The 15,776-nt window shown below is 57.3% G+C and carries 14 protein-coding genes; 13 read left to right on the top strand and 1 reads right to left on the bottom strand.

Annotated features, from left to right (window positions below):
* Window positions 1–28: 28 nt before the first annotated feature.
* The 13 genes from CFBP5473_RS15020 to CFBP5473_RS14960 all read left to right on the top strand — a co-directional run bounded on the left by CFBP5473_RS15020 (window position 29) and on the right by CFBP5473_RS14960 (window position 14,865).
* Complete coding sequence (locus CFBP5473_RS15020; protein ID WP_027675352.1) at window positions 29–886, top strand: sulfurtransferase; 858 nt, start codon at window positions 29–31, stop codon at window positions 884–886.
* Between the two features lie 235 nt (window positions 887–1,121).
* Window positions 1,122–2,684 carry an ABC transporter substrate-binding protein gene (locus CFBP5473_RS15015; protein WP_027675353.1) on the top strand — a complete coding sequence of 521 codons (1,563 nt, stop codon included), beginning with the start codon at window positions 1,122–1,124 and terminating at the stop codon, window positions 2,682–2,684.
* A 104-nt stretch (window positions 2,685–2,788) separates the two neighbouring features.
* Window positions 2,789–3,799 carry an ABC transporter permease gene (locus CFBP5473_RS15010; protein WP_027675354.1) on the top strand — a complete coding sequence of 337 codons (1,011 nt, stop codon included), beginning with the start codon at window positions 2,789–2,791 and terminating at the stop codon, window positions 3,797–3,799.
* Between the two features lie 4 nt (window positions 3,800–3,803).
* Complete coding sequence (locus CFBP5473_RS15005; protein ID WP_027675355.1) at window positions 3,804–4,643, top strand: ABC transporter permease; 840 nt, start codon at window positions 3,804–3,806, stop codon at window positions 4,641–4,643.
* Between the two features lie 8 nt (window positions 4,644–4,651).
* Window positions 4,652–6,031 (top strand): ABC transporter substrate-binding protein, encoded by a 1,380-nt coding sequence (locus CFBP5473_RS15000; RefSeq protein WP_037170957.1) that lies wholly within the window; start codon window positions 4,652–4,654, stop codon window positions 6,029–6,031.
* A 12-nt stretch (window positions 6,032–6,043) separates the two neighbouring features.
* Window positions 6,044–6,424 (top strand): VOC family protein, encoded by a 381-nt coding sequence (locus tag CFBP5473_RS14995; protein ID WP_027675357.1) that lies wholly within the window; start codon window positions 6,044–6,046, stop codon window positions 6,422–6,424.
* A gap of 11 nt (window positions 6,425–6,435) precedes the next feature.
* Complete coding sequence (locus tag CFBP5473_RS14990) at window positions 6,436–8,463, top strand: SUMF1/EgtB/PvdO family nonheme iron enzyme (RefSeq protein ID WP_136954386.1); 2,028 nt, start codon at window positions 6,436–6,438, stop codon at window positions 8,461–8,463.
* Entirely contained in the window at window positions 8,426–9,358 is a 933-nt protein-coding gene (locus CFBP5473_RS14985; protein WP_084631830.1) for an MBL fold metallo-hydrolase, read from the top strand. Before CFBP5473_RS14990 ends, CFBP5473_RS14985 begins: the two co-directional genes overlap by 38 nt.
* Window positions 9,359–9,632: 274 nt before the next feature.
* On the top strand, window positions 9,633–11,162 hold the full coding sequence (locus CFBP5473_RS14980; protein WP_027677077.1) for an ABC transporter substrate-binding protein: 1,530 nt from the start codon (window positions 9,633–9,635) through the stop codon (window positions 11,160–11,162).
* Between the two features lie 118 nt (window positions 11,163–11,280).
* Window positions 11,281–12,222, top strand: a complete 942-nt coding sequence (locus CFBP5473_RS14975; RefSeq protein WP_027677076.1) for an ABC transporter permease — start codon at window positions 11,281–11,283, stop codon at window positions 12,220–12,222.
* Window positions 12,223–12,236: 14 nt separating this feature from the next.
* Window positions 12,237–13,115: an ABC transporter permease gene (locus tag CFBP5473_RS14970; protein ID WP_027677075.1), complete on the top strand. Its 879-nt coding sequence runs from the start codon at window positions 12,237–12,239 to the stop codon at window positions 13,113–13,115.
* Between the two features lies 1 nt (window position 13,116).
* The gene (locus CFBP5473_RS14965) at window positions 13,117–14,322 is read left to right on the top strand and encodes an amidohydrolase/deacetylase family metallohydrolase (protein WP_027677074.1); all 1,206 of its coding nucleotides are present in this window, start codon (window positions 13,117–13,119) and stop codon (window positions 14,320–14,322) included.
* A 30-nt stretch (window positions 14,323–14,352) separates the two neighbouring features.
* Window positions 14,353–14,865 (top strand): RidA family protein, encoded by a 513-nt coding sequence (locus tag CFBP5473_RS14960; protein WP_027677073.1) that lies wholly within the window; start codon window positions 14,353–14,355, stop codon window positions 14,863–14,865.
* 7 nt (window positions 14,866–14,872) lie between these two features.
* On the opposite strand, the gene CFBP5473_RS14955 is transcribed toward CFBP5473_RS14960, so the two are convergent.
* A complete protein-coding gene (locus CFBP5473_RS14955) occupies window positions 14,873–15,694 on the bottom strand; it encodes an IclR family transcriptional regulator (protein WP_027677072.1) in 822 nt (273 codons plus the stop codon).
* Between the last annotated feature and the right edge of the window lie 82 nt (window positions 15,695–15,776).

Raw genomic sequence — 15,776 nt, 5'->3', positions numbered from 1 at the left:
GTCACGTGCCTCCAGGAGTGAATGCGACATGGCTGATGATATCCGCAAATCCGTTCTTCTGACACCCGTGGAGTTGCAAGCTCTCCGGGAGGCCGGTGAAGATGTGACGGTTCTGGCTGTCCATTCCATCAATCCCTACACCGGTGAGCCGTCTTTCAGTGGTCTTCGCATTGAAGGCGCAATCGATACGGAAGCCTATAGTGATTTCCAGTCCCCCGCGACGGTAGAGGGCGGTCAGCGGCCATTGCCCGATATCAAGGTGCTGGAGCAAAAGGCGCGCCGCTGGGGATTGCGCAAGGAAAGCACTATCGTCGTCTATGACGGCGACCGTAGTATGACGGCTGCGCGCGCCTGGTGGGTTCTGAAATGGGCAGGTCTTCCGGATGTCAGGGTTCTGGATGGCGGCTTTCGCGCATGGCAGGTTGCCGGGCTTCCCGTCAACGATGTCGTTGCCTCGCCCACTCCAAGTAACATCGAGCTTTCTACCGGCAATATGCCGGAACTCGATGCCGATGGCTCTCTCAAGCTTGCAACGGACGGTGTTCTGCTCGATGCGCGTATCCGACCGAATTACATCGGCGGTCCAGCCGTTGAAGGGCAGCCGCCAAGAGGGCATATTCCTTATGCGGTCAGTGCGCCAGCGCCCGATAACGTCACCGACTACGGCAATTTCACCGACAGCGCGACGCTTACGGAAATGTACCGAGCGCTCGGTGTCGATGGCTCTTCAGAGGTAGGGGTTTATTGTGGGGCGGGCATGTCTGCCGCTCACACAGTACTTGCGCTGGCGGCGATTGGCGTGCGTGCTTCCATGTATCCCGGCTCATGGTCGGCCTGGGTCTCTGACCCGTCACGACCAGTCGTGTTCGGCGCGGATCCGGCTTGAAGGGCGAAATCGACCATCCGTCTCTTTTTGCGGAAATGCACAAAAAGAAGGATGGATATTCTTCTTAATGCTCAGAAATTAGGCGCAATTTCCCTCTGTTTAAAGTCGAAGCAGATTACTTTACAAGCCTCGATCGCGCTGATATATTTTGTAGTATATTACAAAAGATAAAGCGCGATCTAACGCGTTGATCACGGGAACGGGGCGTGGCCCCATGCTTGGAAAGGGCAGGCAGATGAATATCTGGAAAGGATTTACAGCAGCCGCTGTGGCTTTGCCGATTTTGGCGGGCGCAGCGAGTGCGAATGCGCAGGAGCAGTTGAAGACGCTGGTGGTGGCCGTGCCTTCCGATCCGGTCAGCCTGGAGCCCGGCACCAACAAGGCGGAGCCTGTCGGCAGCGAAATCATCCTCAATGTTTTCGATACGCTGGTCGCCTGGACGGCACCTGATTTTACCAAGCTCGAAGGACGGCTCGCCAATAACTGGACCGTTTCACCGGACGGCAAGGAGTTCAGCTTCAAGCTGCGTGAAGGCGTGAAGTTCCAGGATGGAACGCCCTTCGATGCTGCCGCGGTCAAGTTTTCGCTGGAGCGCACCAAGGCCTCCAACCCTTACGTGAAAGCGACATTCGATCTGATCAAGGACATCGCCGTCGTCTCACCGACGGAAGTCAAGATCACGCTGTCTGCGCCATATCCCGCATTCCTGTCTATTCTGGCGCAGCCGCAGTCTGCGATTGTCAGTCCGACGGCGGTTCAGAAGTTCGGCGACAAGTTCGCTTCGAACCCGGTCGGAACCGGCCCCTTCGTCTTCAAGGCCGCGCAGGCCGATACGAATGTCGTGCTTGAAGCCAACCCCGATTATTTCCGCGGCGCGCCTAAGCTGTCCAAGATCATCTACCGCGTCATCCCGGATGCTTCCACCCGCCGGCTGGAGCTTGAAAGCGGCGGCGTTGATGTCGTGCAGCAGCAGGGGCAGCTATCGGCAATCGCGGCGGAAGATATCGAGGCGCTGAAGTCCAATAAGGACATCAAGGTCATCGAAAGCTCGAGCCAGATCATCCGCCAGCTCGAGTTCAACAACAAAAAGACGGACGGACCTTTTGCCAATGTTAAGGTGCGTGAGGCGATTACCCACGCCATTGATTATGACGGCCTGTTGCAGGGCGTTTTCGGTGGAACGGCGGAGCGCGTTTATGGGCCGCTGACATCCAACAGCTGGGCCTTCAATCCGAAAATGAAGGAACTGGCTCCGGCTTATGATCCTGAACTTGCCAAGAAACTGCTTGCAGAGGCGAAAGTCGATCCGTCTTCGATCTCTCTCAAACTCTACAGCTTCCAAGGCCCGCTCTGGGGCGCAGTCGCAACCTTCGTTCAGGCAAACCTTGCGGATATCGGCATCAACGCTACCATCGAACAGACCGAATTCCCCGCGCTACGCGCGCTTCAGACCTCCGGTCAGTTCGACGTAGCGCTGGATGGACGTCAGCCCTGGTACAACGATCCCGATGCGCATATCACCATCGGCTACCTGTCCTCGCTTGCCGATACGGCCATGACTTTCCGCATGCCGCAGGACAAGGCGCTGGATAACTTGATCCTGAAGGCACAGCAGACGCCGGATATGGAAGCCCGCAAGACGCTTTACTTCCAGGTGCAGGAGGAAATCGCCAAGCGTGTACCCGCGGCCTACCTCTTCAGCCCTAAGCTGATCGTGTTTGCGCGTGCCAATGTCGAAGGTCTCGTCGTCAACAGCGCGCCGCCGCTGAACGAATACTGGTCGGTTTACAAGAAATAATCCCAAGATTGGAGGTGGGCGCCTTTGGCGTCTGCCTCCGCATCACGCCTGAATGAAATCAGGCGTATACAGTGATATCTTCCAGAAATGAGTGAAACAGGGATATGGCGAGTTTCATCATACGCAGATTGATCGCGCTGATACCTGTCATGTGTATCGTGCTGGTCATCGTTTTCTCGCTTGTTCGCATGATACCCGGCGATCCGGCGGTCACGCTCCTCGGACCCGGCGCGACGCAGGAACAGATTTCGGCTTTGCGGTCCCAGCTCGATCTCGATCAGCCCGTTGTTCTCCAATTCGTCAATTACGTCCTTGGGCTCTTTCAGGGCGATTTCGGCTTTTCGCTGAAAACCGGTCAGCCTGTTGCGCATGAAATCCTCTCCCGCTTGCCCGCCACCATCGAGCTTTCGGTTCTCGCTGTCATCGTTGCCATCATCATCGGCATTCCTCTTGGCGTGCTGTCTGCCACGCGGCCAAACTCGATTTTCGATCACGTCACACGCATCGCATCGCTGGTCGGCGTCTCGATGCCTGCCTTTCTGCTGGCGCTCATCCTGCAATTGATCTTCGGGACCTATCTGGGATGGCTGCCTGTTTCAGGCCGGATGAGTTCCTTCGTCACAGCGCAGTCCGTGACCGGATTTGCCATTCTGGACGGCATCATTACGGGCAACTTCGATGCGGCGTGGAGTGCTGTCCAGCATCTGATATTGCCGACCGCCGTTCTCGCAGCCTTCCTTGCCGCCACGCTTGGCCGCTTCGTTCGCAACACGATGCTGGATGTGATGGGTGAAGATTTCATTCGCACAGCGAAGGCCAAAGGCTTGCGGCGCAGCGATGTCATTCTCAAGCATGGCCTGCGCAACTCGCTGCTGCCAGCCATTACCGTCATAGGCCTGAAGTTCGCGGAGATGCTGGGCGGTGCCATCCTCACCGAAACGATCTTTGCGTGGCCCGGTATCGGACGTTACATGTTCGAAGCCATCAAGAACCGGGATTACCCCGTCATTCAGGGAACGACGCTCGTTTTTGCGCTGCTCTTCGTGCTGACATCCATCGTTGTGGATCTGTTGTACGGCGTTCTGGATCCACGTGTGCGGAAGAAGATGAAGTAAAGCCATGCGCGACGTTCTTTTGTTCCTGAGAAGCAACACGCTGGCAGTCGTCGGCCTCCTGATCCTGCTGATGTTGATCCTCGCCATCACCATCGGCCCCTGGATCACGCCTTACACGCCGACCAAACTCGATATTCTGCACAAGCTGGAAGGCCCGACCTTCGCTCACTGGCTCGGCACGGATGCGTTTGGCCGCGATGTGCTGACGCGTATCATGTATGGAGGGCGCGCAACGCTCACCATCGGCGTCGGTGTGGTGGTGATTGCTTTCGTTATCGGCGTCTTCTTCGGCATGCTGGCGGGTTTTGCCGGAGGCTGGCTCGATAGCATCATCATGCGCATCGTTGATGCCATTCTGGCGTTTCCGGCTCTGGTGCTGGCCATTGCGCTCGCTGCGGCCTTCGGGCCAAGCCTGCAGAACGCCATGCTGGCTGTTGCGATAACGCTCGCGCCGCAGTTCGCCCGTGTGGCGCGAAGCCAGGCGCTCAGCGTTTCGGTGAAGCCCTATGTCGAGGCGGCAGTCTCGCTGGGTCTGCCATCCCATCGCATTCTGTTTCGCTATGTCTTCGTCAATGGTCTTGGACCGCTTCTGGTGCAATCTACCCTGGCGCTCGGCAGTGCCATTTTGCAGACGGCGAGCCTCGGCTTTCTCGGCCTCGGCGCGCAGCCGCCCATGGCGGAGTGGGGTGCGGATGTCTCCGCCAATCTTCAATATGTGCGAAGCGCCGCCTGGGTGGCACTCGCACCCGGCATGGCAATCCTGCTTGCGGTTCTGTCCTTTAACCTGATCGGCGACAGCCTCGCAGACTGGTTCAACCCACGCCGCCGTAGCGAGCTTGAGTGAGGCCGATCATGTTGACCATAAGCCTCGAAAAGATCGACTTCCTTCCGCCGACGCGGGTAACGGACGATACCAGCGTGCTGACGCTGAAGAACCTCGTGTTCGAGCCGCTGCTTCGCTGGAACAAGGGTTTCGTGCAGCCCGGCCTGTTTTCGCATTGGACGAATGCGGAAGACGGGCGCAACTGGACCTTCCACATCCGCGAAGGTGCCGTCTTTCATGACGGCAAGCCCTGTGTGGCAGGCGATATCATATCCTTCATCGATGGCATTCTCGATGCGGTCGATACTTTCGGGATGAAATGGTCCTACGCCCGCTACCTCAAAGATGCGAATATCTCTGCCGATGGCGATGCTATCGTGCGCGTTACCAACCCGACGCCCATCGCGGATATTCTCGATATTTTCTCTGAATTCTACATCTGCCGCATCGATGCCGAAGGCCGTCCAATTCTCGGTACCGGCCGCTACCGCGTCTCGGAATATGAGCCGCAGAAGCGCGCCGTTCTTGAAAAGGTGAATGGCGCAAGCGGCCCTGACTGTATCGTGGCGCTGGCTGAAAAACACGCCGACATTCGCTATGAGCAACTGCGCTCCGGTCTCGCAGACGCGGCGTCCAATCTGGAGCGCGTGGAAGGCGGACTGGATTTTTCTCCCGATTATCAATGGGGCAAGGCCGTCAACACACTGTCGGTTATGTATTATCTGAATTGCAGCAACGGGATTTTCCAATCTCCGGCAGCACGGCTCGCCGTGAACCACGCGGTGGATACACAGGCCATTGCGGATGATATTTTCCATGGCCTCGCCGTCCCGTCTTCGACAATCGTCAGCCCCTTTCACCTGGGCTCCGCCAAGGCCAATCTCGCGACGATTCCGTTCGACCCGGACAAGGCCAGACGCCTGCTAGACGGCGTGGATACGAGCGCCGAAATCGAGCTTCGCACCCCCACCTTCATGCCGGAACGAGCGCCGGAAATCAGCCGCTTTGTCGCGGCTTCGCTTCAAGCAGTAGGCTTGAAGGTCAGCGTCAAGACCGAGTTGGACAGGCCTGAATATGCTCGGCAAATTGGCCGGAAAGAGATGGGCGATATGGCGATTTTCGACTCCTCGCCGCACAGCACCTACCGCATTCTCAACGACAAGATTTCAAGCGCCACCAAGGCCGTCTGGTGGCAGGGTTATGATGACGATGAGACGGAAGCGTTGATCGTCGCCGCAAACAACGCGGTCGAGGATGCGGATCGGGAGCAGGCTTACGCCCATTGCCTCACGCGCCTTCATCAAAATCCACCCTGGCTCTATCTTGTCCATCCGATCGATGTGTTCGCCGCGCGAAAAGACCTGCGCGGTCTCTCCATCGACCACAAAGGCACGCTCAACATTTTCTAAAGGACGCATGACGTGGAAAAAGATTACTCGATCACCTTCTTCTATTACGATGACATCATGTCCGTGGTGCCGTTTTATGAAGAGGTTCTCGGTTTCGAACTGGTGCTCGATCAGGGTCTGGCCCGCATCTATCGCATCGCGGGCAAGTGCTATTTCGGCATCGTGGACGGAAACCGGGGCCATCTGAAACATCAGGAAAAGAGCGCTGTTCTGCTGACGATTGTCGCGCAGGATGTGGAAGGCTGGCACAAGCGCTTGCAGCAAGCAGGCGTCAAGGGCCAGTCGGAACTGCTGCGCGGTCGCTTCTGCGAACATTTTTTCTTCGAAGACCCGGCTGGCTACGCCATCGAAATCCAGCGCTTCCATAATCCGGATGTCGCAAAGCTGTTCTGATCGTGAGCGATATGAAAGAGAATAACACTGCTCTGCGTGACCAATTGTATTCCAAGGCGAAAGCCTTCGGAGACGAGCCGCTTTTATCTCTACCTGGTGGTAAGGTCGCGACGCTTGAGGAGGGCTACATTCCTCCTCTGGTGAATTTCAGTTTCGAGGACAAGGCTGCCAAAGGGCTACGCAAACTCAAAGACCAGGCCGAACCGGAGCCTGCGGTCTATTTCTCGGCGCTGGAAGTGGTTCGCGATAACGCTACCCTTGCGCTGATCGGCGAGACGGGAAGCGGCAAGAGCACATTTGCCAGACATCTGGCATTCTCCCTTGGCAAAGGCGGCATTCCTGCAACTGACGTCGAGCGAAACGATCAGGGCGCGGTGCACCCGCAAGAGTGGAGCGTGGCAAGCGTTCTCCCGGTTTACCTTTCCGTTTCCAAGGCTTTGAGTTTCGCGGCTCTTCTGGCCGAAGCTGCAATCGATACCGTGACAATGCCCTCGGATGGCTCAATATTGCTGATTCTCGATGGCGTTGAACAGGCTGGTGACCAAGCAACAACCCTCCTTCAGGACGCTGTAGAGTTTCAGAACGCCTATCCACAAACGCGCATTCTGGCTCTTATCGAAATGCAAGCGGCAAAGCGCATGTCGCTGCCCTCGGCATTTGCGCGCCACGAATTGCTGCCGCTTCTAAAAACACAGCGCCGTAATGCTGTTGTTCGCTTGACGGGTACCAATCCTGACGAGAGCGACAGTGTGCTGTCTGACGGCGCATCGAACCCGGCGCATTTCATTATGGCACTGAATGGCGGCGGTCACGAAACAGCTATCGAGGGCATCGTAGATCGTTGGCTTGAAAAAATAGCCGGTGATACAGGAACTGCAGATTTTCTGTGCGGCCTCGCTTATGATGCGCTTGCGGGAGAGATGGACGATCCGAGTTTATTTCCAGTCGTCCGCGCTCGCCAACTGCTCGCAGCGCGCCATCTGGCGGTAAAGGCGCCGGAGATTGCCGTTGCGCAATTCATCAGGGACACCGATTTGTGGTCGCCGGCCATCAAAAGCCTGGCGGAGCGACTTCGGGTAGGTTCTAAGGTGAACGGGCTGATCGAAGCTTTGATCGACAGTGGCAATCTGTCCGGTGTGCTTCTGGCCGCGCGGTTGCTGAACGGCCAAACTCCTTTGCGGCAAAAGGTCATGCCCCGCCTGCTTGAAATCATTGAACACGGCCTCCTCAGCGCTTCAGAACGCGAGGTGGCAGGCCGGATCGTATCGAGCTGGGGCGATCCGCGGGACCTCGAAGCACTGGCTTTGGTACCAGAAGGACGATTTACCTTCGGTTCTTCCACGCATCCAAACTCTGCCCCTCCGCACCAAGTTGACGTTGATCGCTTCAAGATCGGCCTTTATCCCGTAACCAACCGTGCCTACGCCGCTTTCGTAAGAGCGACGAACCGCCTTTGGTGCAGCCCGGATAGAGACGTCGCAGAGCGGCAATCCGCACCTGCAACAGATCTGACCTGGCGGGATGCGCAAGCCTATTGCGCATGGTTGACCGATAAATGGCGCTCCGATGGACGCATTTCCGCCGATGAAATCATTCGCCTCCCAACCGAGCCGGAATGGGAACGGGCTGCGCGCGGCGATCAGCCAGATGCTGGCGAAGCCATTGTCTACCCGTGGGGCAACAGCTGGGTGGAGGAGGCCGCCAATTCCGAAGAAGCCGGTTTCAATGATAGTTGCACCGTTGGCCTCTTCCCCAAAGGTCGTTCGCCATATGGCTGTTATGATATGGCTGGACAGGTTTGGGAATGGTGTTCCACGCTGTGGGGCGAGGACATGGCGAGCCCGAGCTTTCAGTATCCATACCGGAACGATGGACGGGAAGACGCCAATGCTGCTCCATCAATAAGGCGGGTTTTGCGGGGAGGGTGCTTCTCCAGCGGAAAGCTGAAAGCCTGTTGCACCTATCGTGGCAGCCTGGAGCCGGATGGCTTCTGGCGCGGCAATGGCTTCCGTATCGTTGTCGCAAAAATCAAAACGTAAGGAGCTTGGCGTGTCACCAGATGCAAAACCGGTCGTTCAGGGCTTTTATGACGAGCGCACCGGAAGCATCCAGTACGTCGTGTATTGCCCTTTAACAAACGCTTGCGCGATCATCGATCCGGTGCTTGATTTCGATGAGAAATCCGGTTCGATTGGCACCGATAATGCCGACATCATTCTCGATTATATTGCTGAACACGGTCTGAGGCTTGTCTGGATACTCGACACTCATCCCCACGCGGACCACTTTTCCGCTGCGCATTATCTGAAGCAGAAAACGGGCGCACCAACCGCGATTGGCGAGCGGATACGGGATGTTCAAGAAATATGGGCAAAGATCTATAACCGCCCGGACCTGAACGGCGACCTCTCCTACTGGGACCACCTCTTCGCTGACGGTGAAACTTTTCAGATCGGTGAACTGAAAGCCCGCGTCATCTACTCCCCGGGTCACACAATCGCGTCCATCACCTACGTTATCGGCAATGCCGCATTTATCCACGATACGCTTTTCATGCCGGACAGCGGCTCGGCGCGAGCCGATTTTCCGGGAGGAAGCGCCGAGCAGCTTTGGGCTTCCATAGACACGATTCTCAGCCTGCCGGATGACACACGTCTCTTCACCGGACATGATTATCGCCCCGGTGGCCGTGAGCCAAAGTGGGAAAGCACCGTCCTCGAGCAAAAGACGAGCAACAACCACATTGCAAATAAAAGCGCTGAAGATTTCGTCGCGGCTCGGAGGGCTCGAGACAAAACGCTTCCTATGCCCAAGCTGATATTGCACGCCTTGCAGGTCAATATCCGTGGCGGAAGACTGCCGGAGGCCGAGGATAACGGGATGTCTTATTTGAAGATACCGATTGGGGCGTTTTCAGAATACTGCGCGGATTAAGTGATACTTCATTTGATCAAATCGAGGCGGCTGCTCGATCCTGACTTTTCTGCTCTCGGATGAGTTTGCGGGTGCCGCAGACTTGTCCGTTTCCATGATTGCCGACGCACCTCCCAACTCGAAAATTGATTGCGGATCGCGCGAGAGTTTCGGCGCCCAGAAACGTATTTCATTTCTTTCGTAAATAACGCGATTGACAGCGTGCACCTTTCCGATATTCTTTTATAAAAGCTTATATACCATAATAACGGAACAACTAAGCTGGGAGTATCAAATGAAACTGAAGGTCGCATTCCTCGTTGCCACTGCCCTTATTGCCAGTCCATCCTTCCTGTTCGCGCAGGATAAGGGTGGCGTTATCAATGTCGCCACGATTGGGGAGCCGCCGACCCTTGATCCGATGGCTTCGACGGCGGATCTTGTGGGCATCGTTACGCAGCATATTTTCGAGACGCTTTACACCTTCGATAAGGGTTGGAAGACGACGCCGCTTCTGGCGGAGAGCCTTCCAGAGATCAGCGCCGATGGTAAAGTTTACACGATCAAACTTCGCTCAGGCATCAAGTTCCACGATGGCTCGGACATGGCATCGGATGATGTCGTGGCCTCTCTCAATCGCTGGATAAAGGTTGCCTCGCGCGGCAAGCAGGCAGCGTCCTTTATCGATAAGATCGAGGCGACCGATCCTTCGACCGTGACGATCACCCTGAAGCAGCCCTATGCGCCGCTGGTGTCGCTTCTCGCCTTCAACAATTCCGCAGCCATCATTCTGCCAGCGGAAAAGCAGGACGAACCGATGAAGGACTTCATCGGCACCGGACCCTATATGCTGAAGGAGCGCAAGGCGGATCAATATATCCAGCTCGTCCGCTTCGATGGCTATAAGTCTCGCGATGGCGAAAGCGACGGTTATGGTGGCGCGCGCCACCAGTATCTCGATGAAATTCGTTTCGTGCCGGTGCCGGATGCAAATACCCGCGTGGAAGCGGCGGTGTCGGGCCAATATGACTATATCGATTCCATCCCGGTCGAATCCTTCGACAAGATCAAGTCGTCGTCGGTCACGGAACCGGTCGTCCTGAAGCCATTCGGCTATCCGGTCTTTGTCTTCAATACGGCGGAAGGTGTTGCGAAGGACGTCGCCATGCGTAAGGCGATCCGCCAGGCACTCAGCATGGAAGACATGCTGGCCGCCGCCTTTGGCAGCACGGATTTTTATGCTCTGGATGGTGATATCTACCCAAAGAACTTCATCTGGAATACGGATGCGGGCGTAGAGGGTAACTACAATGTCGCCGATCCCGAGGGGGCAGCGACAGCCGCCAAGGCTGCTGGCTATGATGGCTCCAAGCCGATCCGCATCCTGACGAGCCGCCAGTATGAATTCCATTACAAGATGGCGCAGGTCGCTGCCGAATATCTGAAACTGGCAGGCTTCAAGGTCGATATGCAGGTCGTGGACTGGGCAACACTAACCCAGCGCCGAGCTGACAAGGCCTTGTGGGATATCTACATCACGCACAGCCCTTTCCTGCCGGAACCGGCATTGATTGGATCGCTAGCCCCCACATCGCCCGGCTGGTGGGACACGCCACTTCGCAAGCAGACGGTCGAGGCCTTCTCGGCAGAATCCGATCCACAGAAGCGCCTTGCGCTTTGGGCCGATGTGCAAAAGGCCATGTATGAGGAAATTCCCTACATGAAGATCGGTGATTTCAACGCTGTCGCCGCCAAGGCGAAGAAGGTTGAGGGCATCGAGGCTGCGCCATGGCCTTACTTCTGGAACGCTTCGATCAAGAAGTAACGTCCTCAAGATATCGGGTGTCGCGCTGGCGCTTTTCTGCATCTCCAGAGGTGCAGACGGTCAGGTGCGACCCCGGATCGAAACCCGCCTTTGACCAAGGGCAAGGGAAACGAAGCCTATGATCCGATATATCCTCCAGCGCCTTGCGGGCATGATCGTCGTGATGTTTCTCGTCGTGACGATCGTCTTCATCATCGTGCGCGTCACGCCGGGCGATCCGGCAGCTGTCATGCTGGGGCCGGATGCATCCGCGCAGGACATTGCCGATCTTCGAACGCGTCTGGGGCTCGATCAGTCGCTGGCGGTGCAATATCTCTATTATCTCGGCCAGATGATCAAAGGCGATCTGGGTCAGTCGATCTTTCTCAACATGCCGGTGACAACGGCGCTGTTCGAACGGGCGGAGCCGACCTTCTTCCTCACGCTGTTCTCGCTTCTCATTGCCAGCGTCATCGCGCTTCCCATCGGTATCTATGCCGCTTATCGGCGCGGTTCATTCGTCGATCAGGCGGCAACGACGGTTGCCATGCTTGCAGCCAGTATTCCCAGTTTCTGGCTCGGACTTATCCTCATGCAGTTCTTCGCTGTGCGGCTCAACATCTTTCCCGTTTCGGGTTATGGTGGCCCCGGCTCCAGCTTCATGGAGCGCATGTACCACCTGACGCTGCCCGCCTTTGCGCTTGGCCTCGTCTCTTCAGCGCTAATCCTTCGCTTCACGCGCGCCTCTATGCTGGATGTGCTGGGAGACGATTACATCCGCACCGCCCGCGCAAAGGGTTTGGTCGAGCGGCGCGTGGTCATGAAACATGCGTTGAAAAACGCTCTCATCCCAATCCTGACCGTCATCGGCCTGACCGCTGCCGTGCTGATTTCCGGTGCTGTGGTGACGGAAACCGTCTTCGGTCTCCCGGGTGTCGGCAGCCTCGTGGTTTCGGCTGTGCTGCGGCGGGATTATCCCGTCATTCAGGGCGCGCTGCTGGTCATCGCCGCGCTCTACGTTCTCATCAATTTCGCGATCGATATGCTCTATCTGCTGATCGATCCCCGCGTGCGTTACTAAGGGGAGCGTGATCGATGACGGATATCGCAACAACCACACCGAAACCCGCCGCCAGTGAAGGCTCCAAATTCCTGCGTCGGCTCCTCAAGCGCAAGACGGTCGCCGCTGGCCTCATCGTCCTTGTCATCTTCGTCGTTCTGGCCGCACTTGCTCCGTGGATCGCACCCTATTCGCCGTCCAAGCTGTCTATCGTCAACCGCCTGAAACCACCAAGCGAACTCTTCTGGTTCGGCACGGATGAGTTTGGGCGCGACGTTTTCTCGCGCACCATTTACGCCGGCCGCCTGTCGCTGCTGGTCGGCGCATCGGTCGTCGCGCTCTCGGCAATTATCGGCGTTACGCTCGGCCTGCTGGCTGGCTTCTTCAAGCGGCTGGACACGCCGATTGCGCGGTTGATCGATGCGATGATGGCGTTCCCGGATATTCTGCTGGCCATTGCGCTCGTCGCCGCACTCGGCCCTTCGCTCACCACCGTTATCGTTGCCTTGTCGATTGTCTATTCACCGCGCCTTGCCCGCATCGTGCGTGCCTCCACGCTTGTCATTAGGGAGCTTCCCTATGTCGAGGCAGCGCAGGCGCTTGGCATTTCCACATTCCACATCATGACACGGCATGTGCTGCGCAACCTGCTGTCGCCCATTCTGGTGCAGGCATCGTTTCTCTTTGCCAGCGCCATGCTGGCGGAGGCGGGGCTTTCCTTCCTCGGGCTTGGCGTCAGCCCTGAAATTCCGACTTGGGGCACCATGATTGCCGCTGGTCGCCAATATATCGGACAAGCCGACTGGATGACCTATTTCCCCGGCTTCGCCATCATTCTCTCCGTTCTGTCGCTGCAAATGGTCGGCGATGGCCTGCGGGATATGCTCGATCCAAGACTGCGAAGGGATTTGTAACATGACCGGCGAAAACGCAAAGCCGCTCCTCATCAAGAACGTCAAGCCCATGGCTTTCGGCGCGGGCGGCAAAGACGCCGCCACCGATATTATGGTCAATGGCGATGGCAAGATTGCCGCTATCGGTCAGGCGCTTGCAGCACAGGGGGAGGCGACCGTCATCGACGGCAAGGGCGCATGGATATCGCCCGGTTGGGTGGACCTGCATGTGCATATCTGGCACGGCGGAACCGATATCTCCATCCGTCCCTCCGAATGCGGTGCCGAGCGCGGCGTAACGACGCTTGTGGATGCGGGTTCGGCAGGCGAAGCCAATTTCCATGGCTTTCGCGAATATATCATCGAGCCGTCCAAAGAGCGGATCAAGGCATTTCTGAACCTCGGTTCCATCGGGCTCGTTGCCTGCAACCGCGTTGCCGAACTGCGTGATATCAGGGACATCGACCTTGATCGCATTCTCGAATGCTATGCCGAAAACAGTGAACATATCGTCGGCATCAAGGTCCGTGCGAGTCACGTCATCACCGGCTCGTGGGGTGTCACGCCGGTCAAGCTCGGCAAGAAGATCGCCAAAATCCTCAAGGTTCCGATGATGGTTCACGTGGGCGAGCCGCCCGCGCTTTATGATGAAGTGCTGGAAATTCTTGGTCCCGGCGATGTCGTAACCCACTGCTTCAACGGCAAATCCGGCTCCTCCATCATGGAAGACGAGGATCTGTTCAACCTTGCCGAACGCTGCGCGTCCGAAGGCGTGCGTCTCGATATTGGTCATGGTGGCGCGTCCTTTTCCTTCAAGGTCGCGGAAGCGGCAATTGCGCGTGGCCTGCTGCCGCACTCCATTTCCACCGATCTGCACGGCCATTCCATGAACTTCCCGGTCTGGGATCTGGCGACGACCATGTCGAAGCTTCTCTCGGTCGGCATGCCGTTCGACCAGGTGGTCAATGCGGTCACGCATGCACCGGCTGAGGTCATCAAGCTTGATATGCAGAACCGGCTGTCGGTTGGCGCGCGTGCCGATTTCACCATTTTCGATCTCATCGATTCCGATCTGGAAGCGACCGATTCCAACGGCGATGTCTCGGTGCTGAAGCAACTCTTCGAGCCGCGCTACGCCGTGATCGGCGGGGAAGCAATCGCCGCCAGCCGCTATATCCCTCGCGCCCGCAAGCTCGTGCGCCACAGCCATGGTTACTCTTATCGCTGAGAGACGATGCGATTTGCAGTGAATGAAAAGATGACAGGAGTTTGCGTGACACAGTCCCCGATCAAGGCCGAAGCGAAGGCAGATACGCCACGCGACCGGCTTGCAGCGCTTGGCATAGACCTGCCACCCGCGCCGCCGCCTATCGCCAATTTCGTGACCCATGTCATTGAAGGCAACATGCTTTATCTCTCGGGGCAGGGCCCCCGGGAGGCGAATGGCTTCATGCACACCGGCAAGGTCGGGTCGGGAGTCTCGGTCGAGCAGGCTTACGAGGATGCGAAGCTTACCGGCGTCAACCTGCTGGCGGTCATGAACGAGGCGCTGGGCGATCTCTCCCGCGTCAGGCGCGTTGTAAAACTTCTCGGCATGGTCAATGCATCACCGGATTTCAAAGACCACCCGCAGGTCATCAACGGGTGTTCCGATCTGTTAAACGCCGTCTTCGGCGAGGCTGGCCAGCATGCCCGCTCCGCGGTCGGCTTCGGGTCGCTGCCGGGCAATATCACCGTCGAAATCGAAGCCATCGTCGCGCTTCACGAATAGGAGAAGCCTAGTGGTTGCGCCATCCCATCAGCTGTTCGATCCTTGCAGCCGACGCCTTCACGCGGTCGGCATAGCCGGATTTGTCGGCCAGAACCTTCTGCTCGGGAAGAACGATGGAGATCGTCGCCACGCAGTCCCCGCGACTGTCGACAATAGGAGACGCAATGCAGGCGACCGAATAATCGGACTCGCCCGCCTGGATCGAAAGCCGCTCTTCGAAGGCCTTTCTCGCCGCATCCGAAAGGGTCGTGGCGTCGATATTGGCGCGTCCCGTCGGAGAGATACGCGCGCCGCGCTTGAACAGATCGATGCGCTGCTCTTCCGGCATGTGACCCACCAGAAGGCGACCGGATGCCGTCCAGTTCAGCGGCACGCGGGTTCCAACGCGCGATGCCACTTGAAAATGGCTGGGGCCATCGGCCATGGCGAGCACCAGCATATGCTCATCGTCCCGTCCACAAACCTGCACCGTTTCGCCCGCAGCACGGCAGAGATCATGCATTTCATGGGTGGCAACGCTCATGAAATCCAGCGAGCGGGCGTAAGCAAGGCCGTAGTGATAAAGCCTCGCGCCAAGCCAGATACTGCCGTCGGCATTGCGGGCCAGCATGTTCTTGTCAACGAGATCGTCAATGATTGCATAAATCGTGGAAAGCGGCGCCTTGACGGCCTTGGCAATGGCATAGGCACCGGCAGGCGCGCCGGTTTCATAGAGGTAATCGATGACCTGAATGGCGCGATCGATACCGCTCACCCGCGAGCGCCGCGCCTTGCCGCCATCATTGGCGGAGGAGACCTCTTCGAGGGCACTATCAGATGGTGACTTCATATCCAATTCACGCTCCCGCAGATCAAAGAATCTATTGCGTTATTATGGCATAGCTTCCTGCAGGGCAACAGAAATCACAGCC

Origin of the sequence: Agrobacterium larrymoorei, assembly GCF_005145045.1 — a bacterium.
Taxonomy (GTDB): Bacteria; Pseudomonadota; Alphaproteobacteria; order Rhizobiales; family Rhizobiaceae; genus Agrobacterium; species Agrobacterium larrymoorei.
Note: the sequence above shows the minus strand (reverse complement) of the source record. Positions and strands in the feature narration are given on the sequence as shown.

Bases quoted from the DNA above. Each gene is read 5' to 3' on its own strand.
- CFBP5473_RS14970 (WP_027677075.1), top strand. From the start codon at position 12,237: ATGACGGATATCGCAACAACCACACCGAAACCCGCCGCCAGTGAAGGC.
- CFBP5473_RS15000 (WP_037170957.1), top strand. From the start codon at position 4,652: ATGTTGACCATAAGCCTCGAAAAGATCGACTTCCTTCCGCCGACGCGG.
- CFBP5473_RS15010 (WP_027675354.1), top strand. From the start codon at position 2,789: ATGGCGAGTTTCATCATACGCAGATTGATCGCGCTGATACCTGTCATG.
- CFBP5473_RS14985 (WP_084631830.1), top strand. From the start codon at position 8,426: ATGGCTTCCGTATCGTTGTCGCAAAAATCAAAACGTAAGGAGCTTGGC.
- CFBP5473_RS14955 (WP_027677072.1), bottom strand. From the start codon at position 15,694: ATGAAGTCACCATCTGATAGTGCCCTCGAAGAGGTCTCCTCCGCCAAT.
- CFBP5473_RS14980 (WP_027677077.1), top strand. From the start codon at position 9,633: ATGAAACTGAAGGTCGCATTCCTCGTTGCCACTGCCCTTATTGCCAGT.
- CFBP5473_RS15020 (WP_027675352.1), top strand. From the start codon at position 29: ATGGCTGATGATATCCGCAAATCCGTTCTTCTGACACCCGTGGAGTTG.
- CFBP5473_RS14990 (WP_136954386.1), top strand. From the start codon at position 6,436: ATGAAAGAGAATAACACTGCTCTGCGTGACCAATTGTATTCCAAGGCG.
- CFBP5473_RS14975 (WP_027677076.1), top strand. From the start codon at position 11,281: ATGATCCGATATATCCTCCAGCGCCTTGCGGGCATGATCGTCGTGATG.
- CFBP5473_RS14965 (WP_027677074.1), top strand. From the start codon at position 13,117: ATGACCGGCGAAAACGCAAAGCCGCTCCTCATCAAGAACGTCAAGCCC.
- CFBP5473_RS15015 (WP_027675353.1), top strand. From the start codon at position 1,122: ATGAATATCTGGAAAGGATTTACAGCAGCCGCTGTGGCTTTGCCGATT.
- CFBP5473_RS15005 (WP_027675355.1), top strand. From the start codon at position 3,804: ATGCGCGACGTTCTTTTGTTCCTGAGAAGCAACACGCTGGCAGTCGTC.
- CFBP5473_RS14960 (WP_027677073.1), top strand. From the start codon at position 14,353: ATGACAGGAGTTTGCGTGACACAGTCCCCGATCAAGGCCGAAGCGAAG.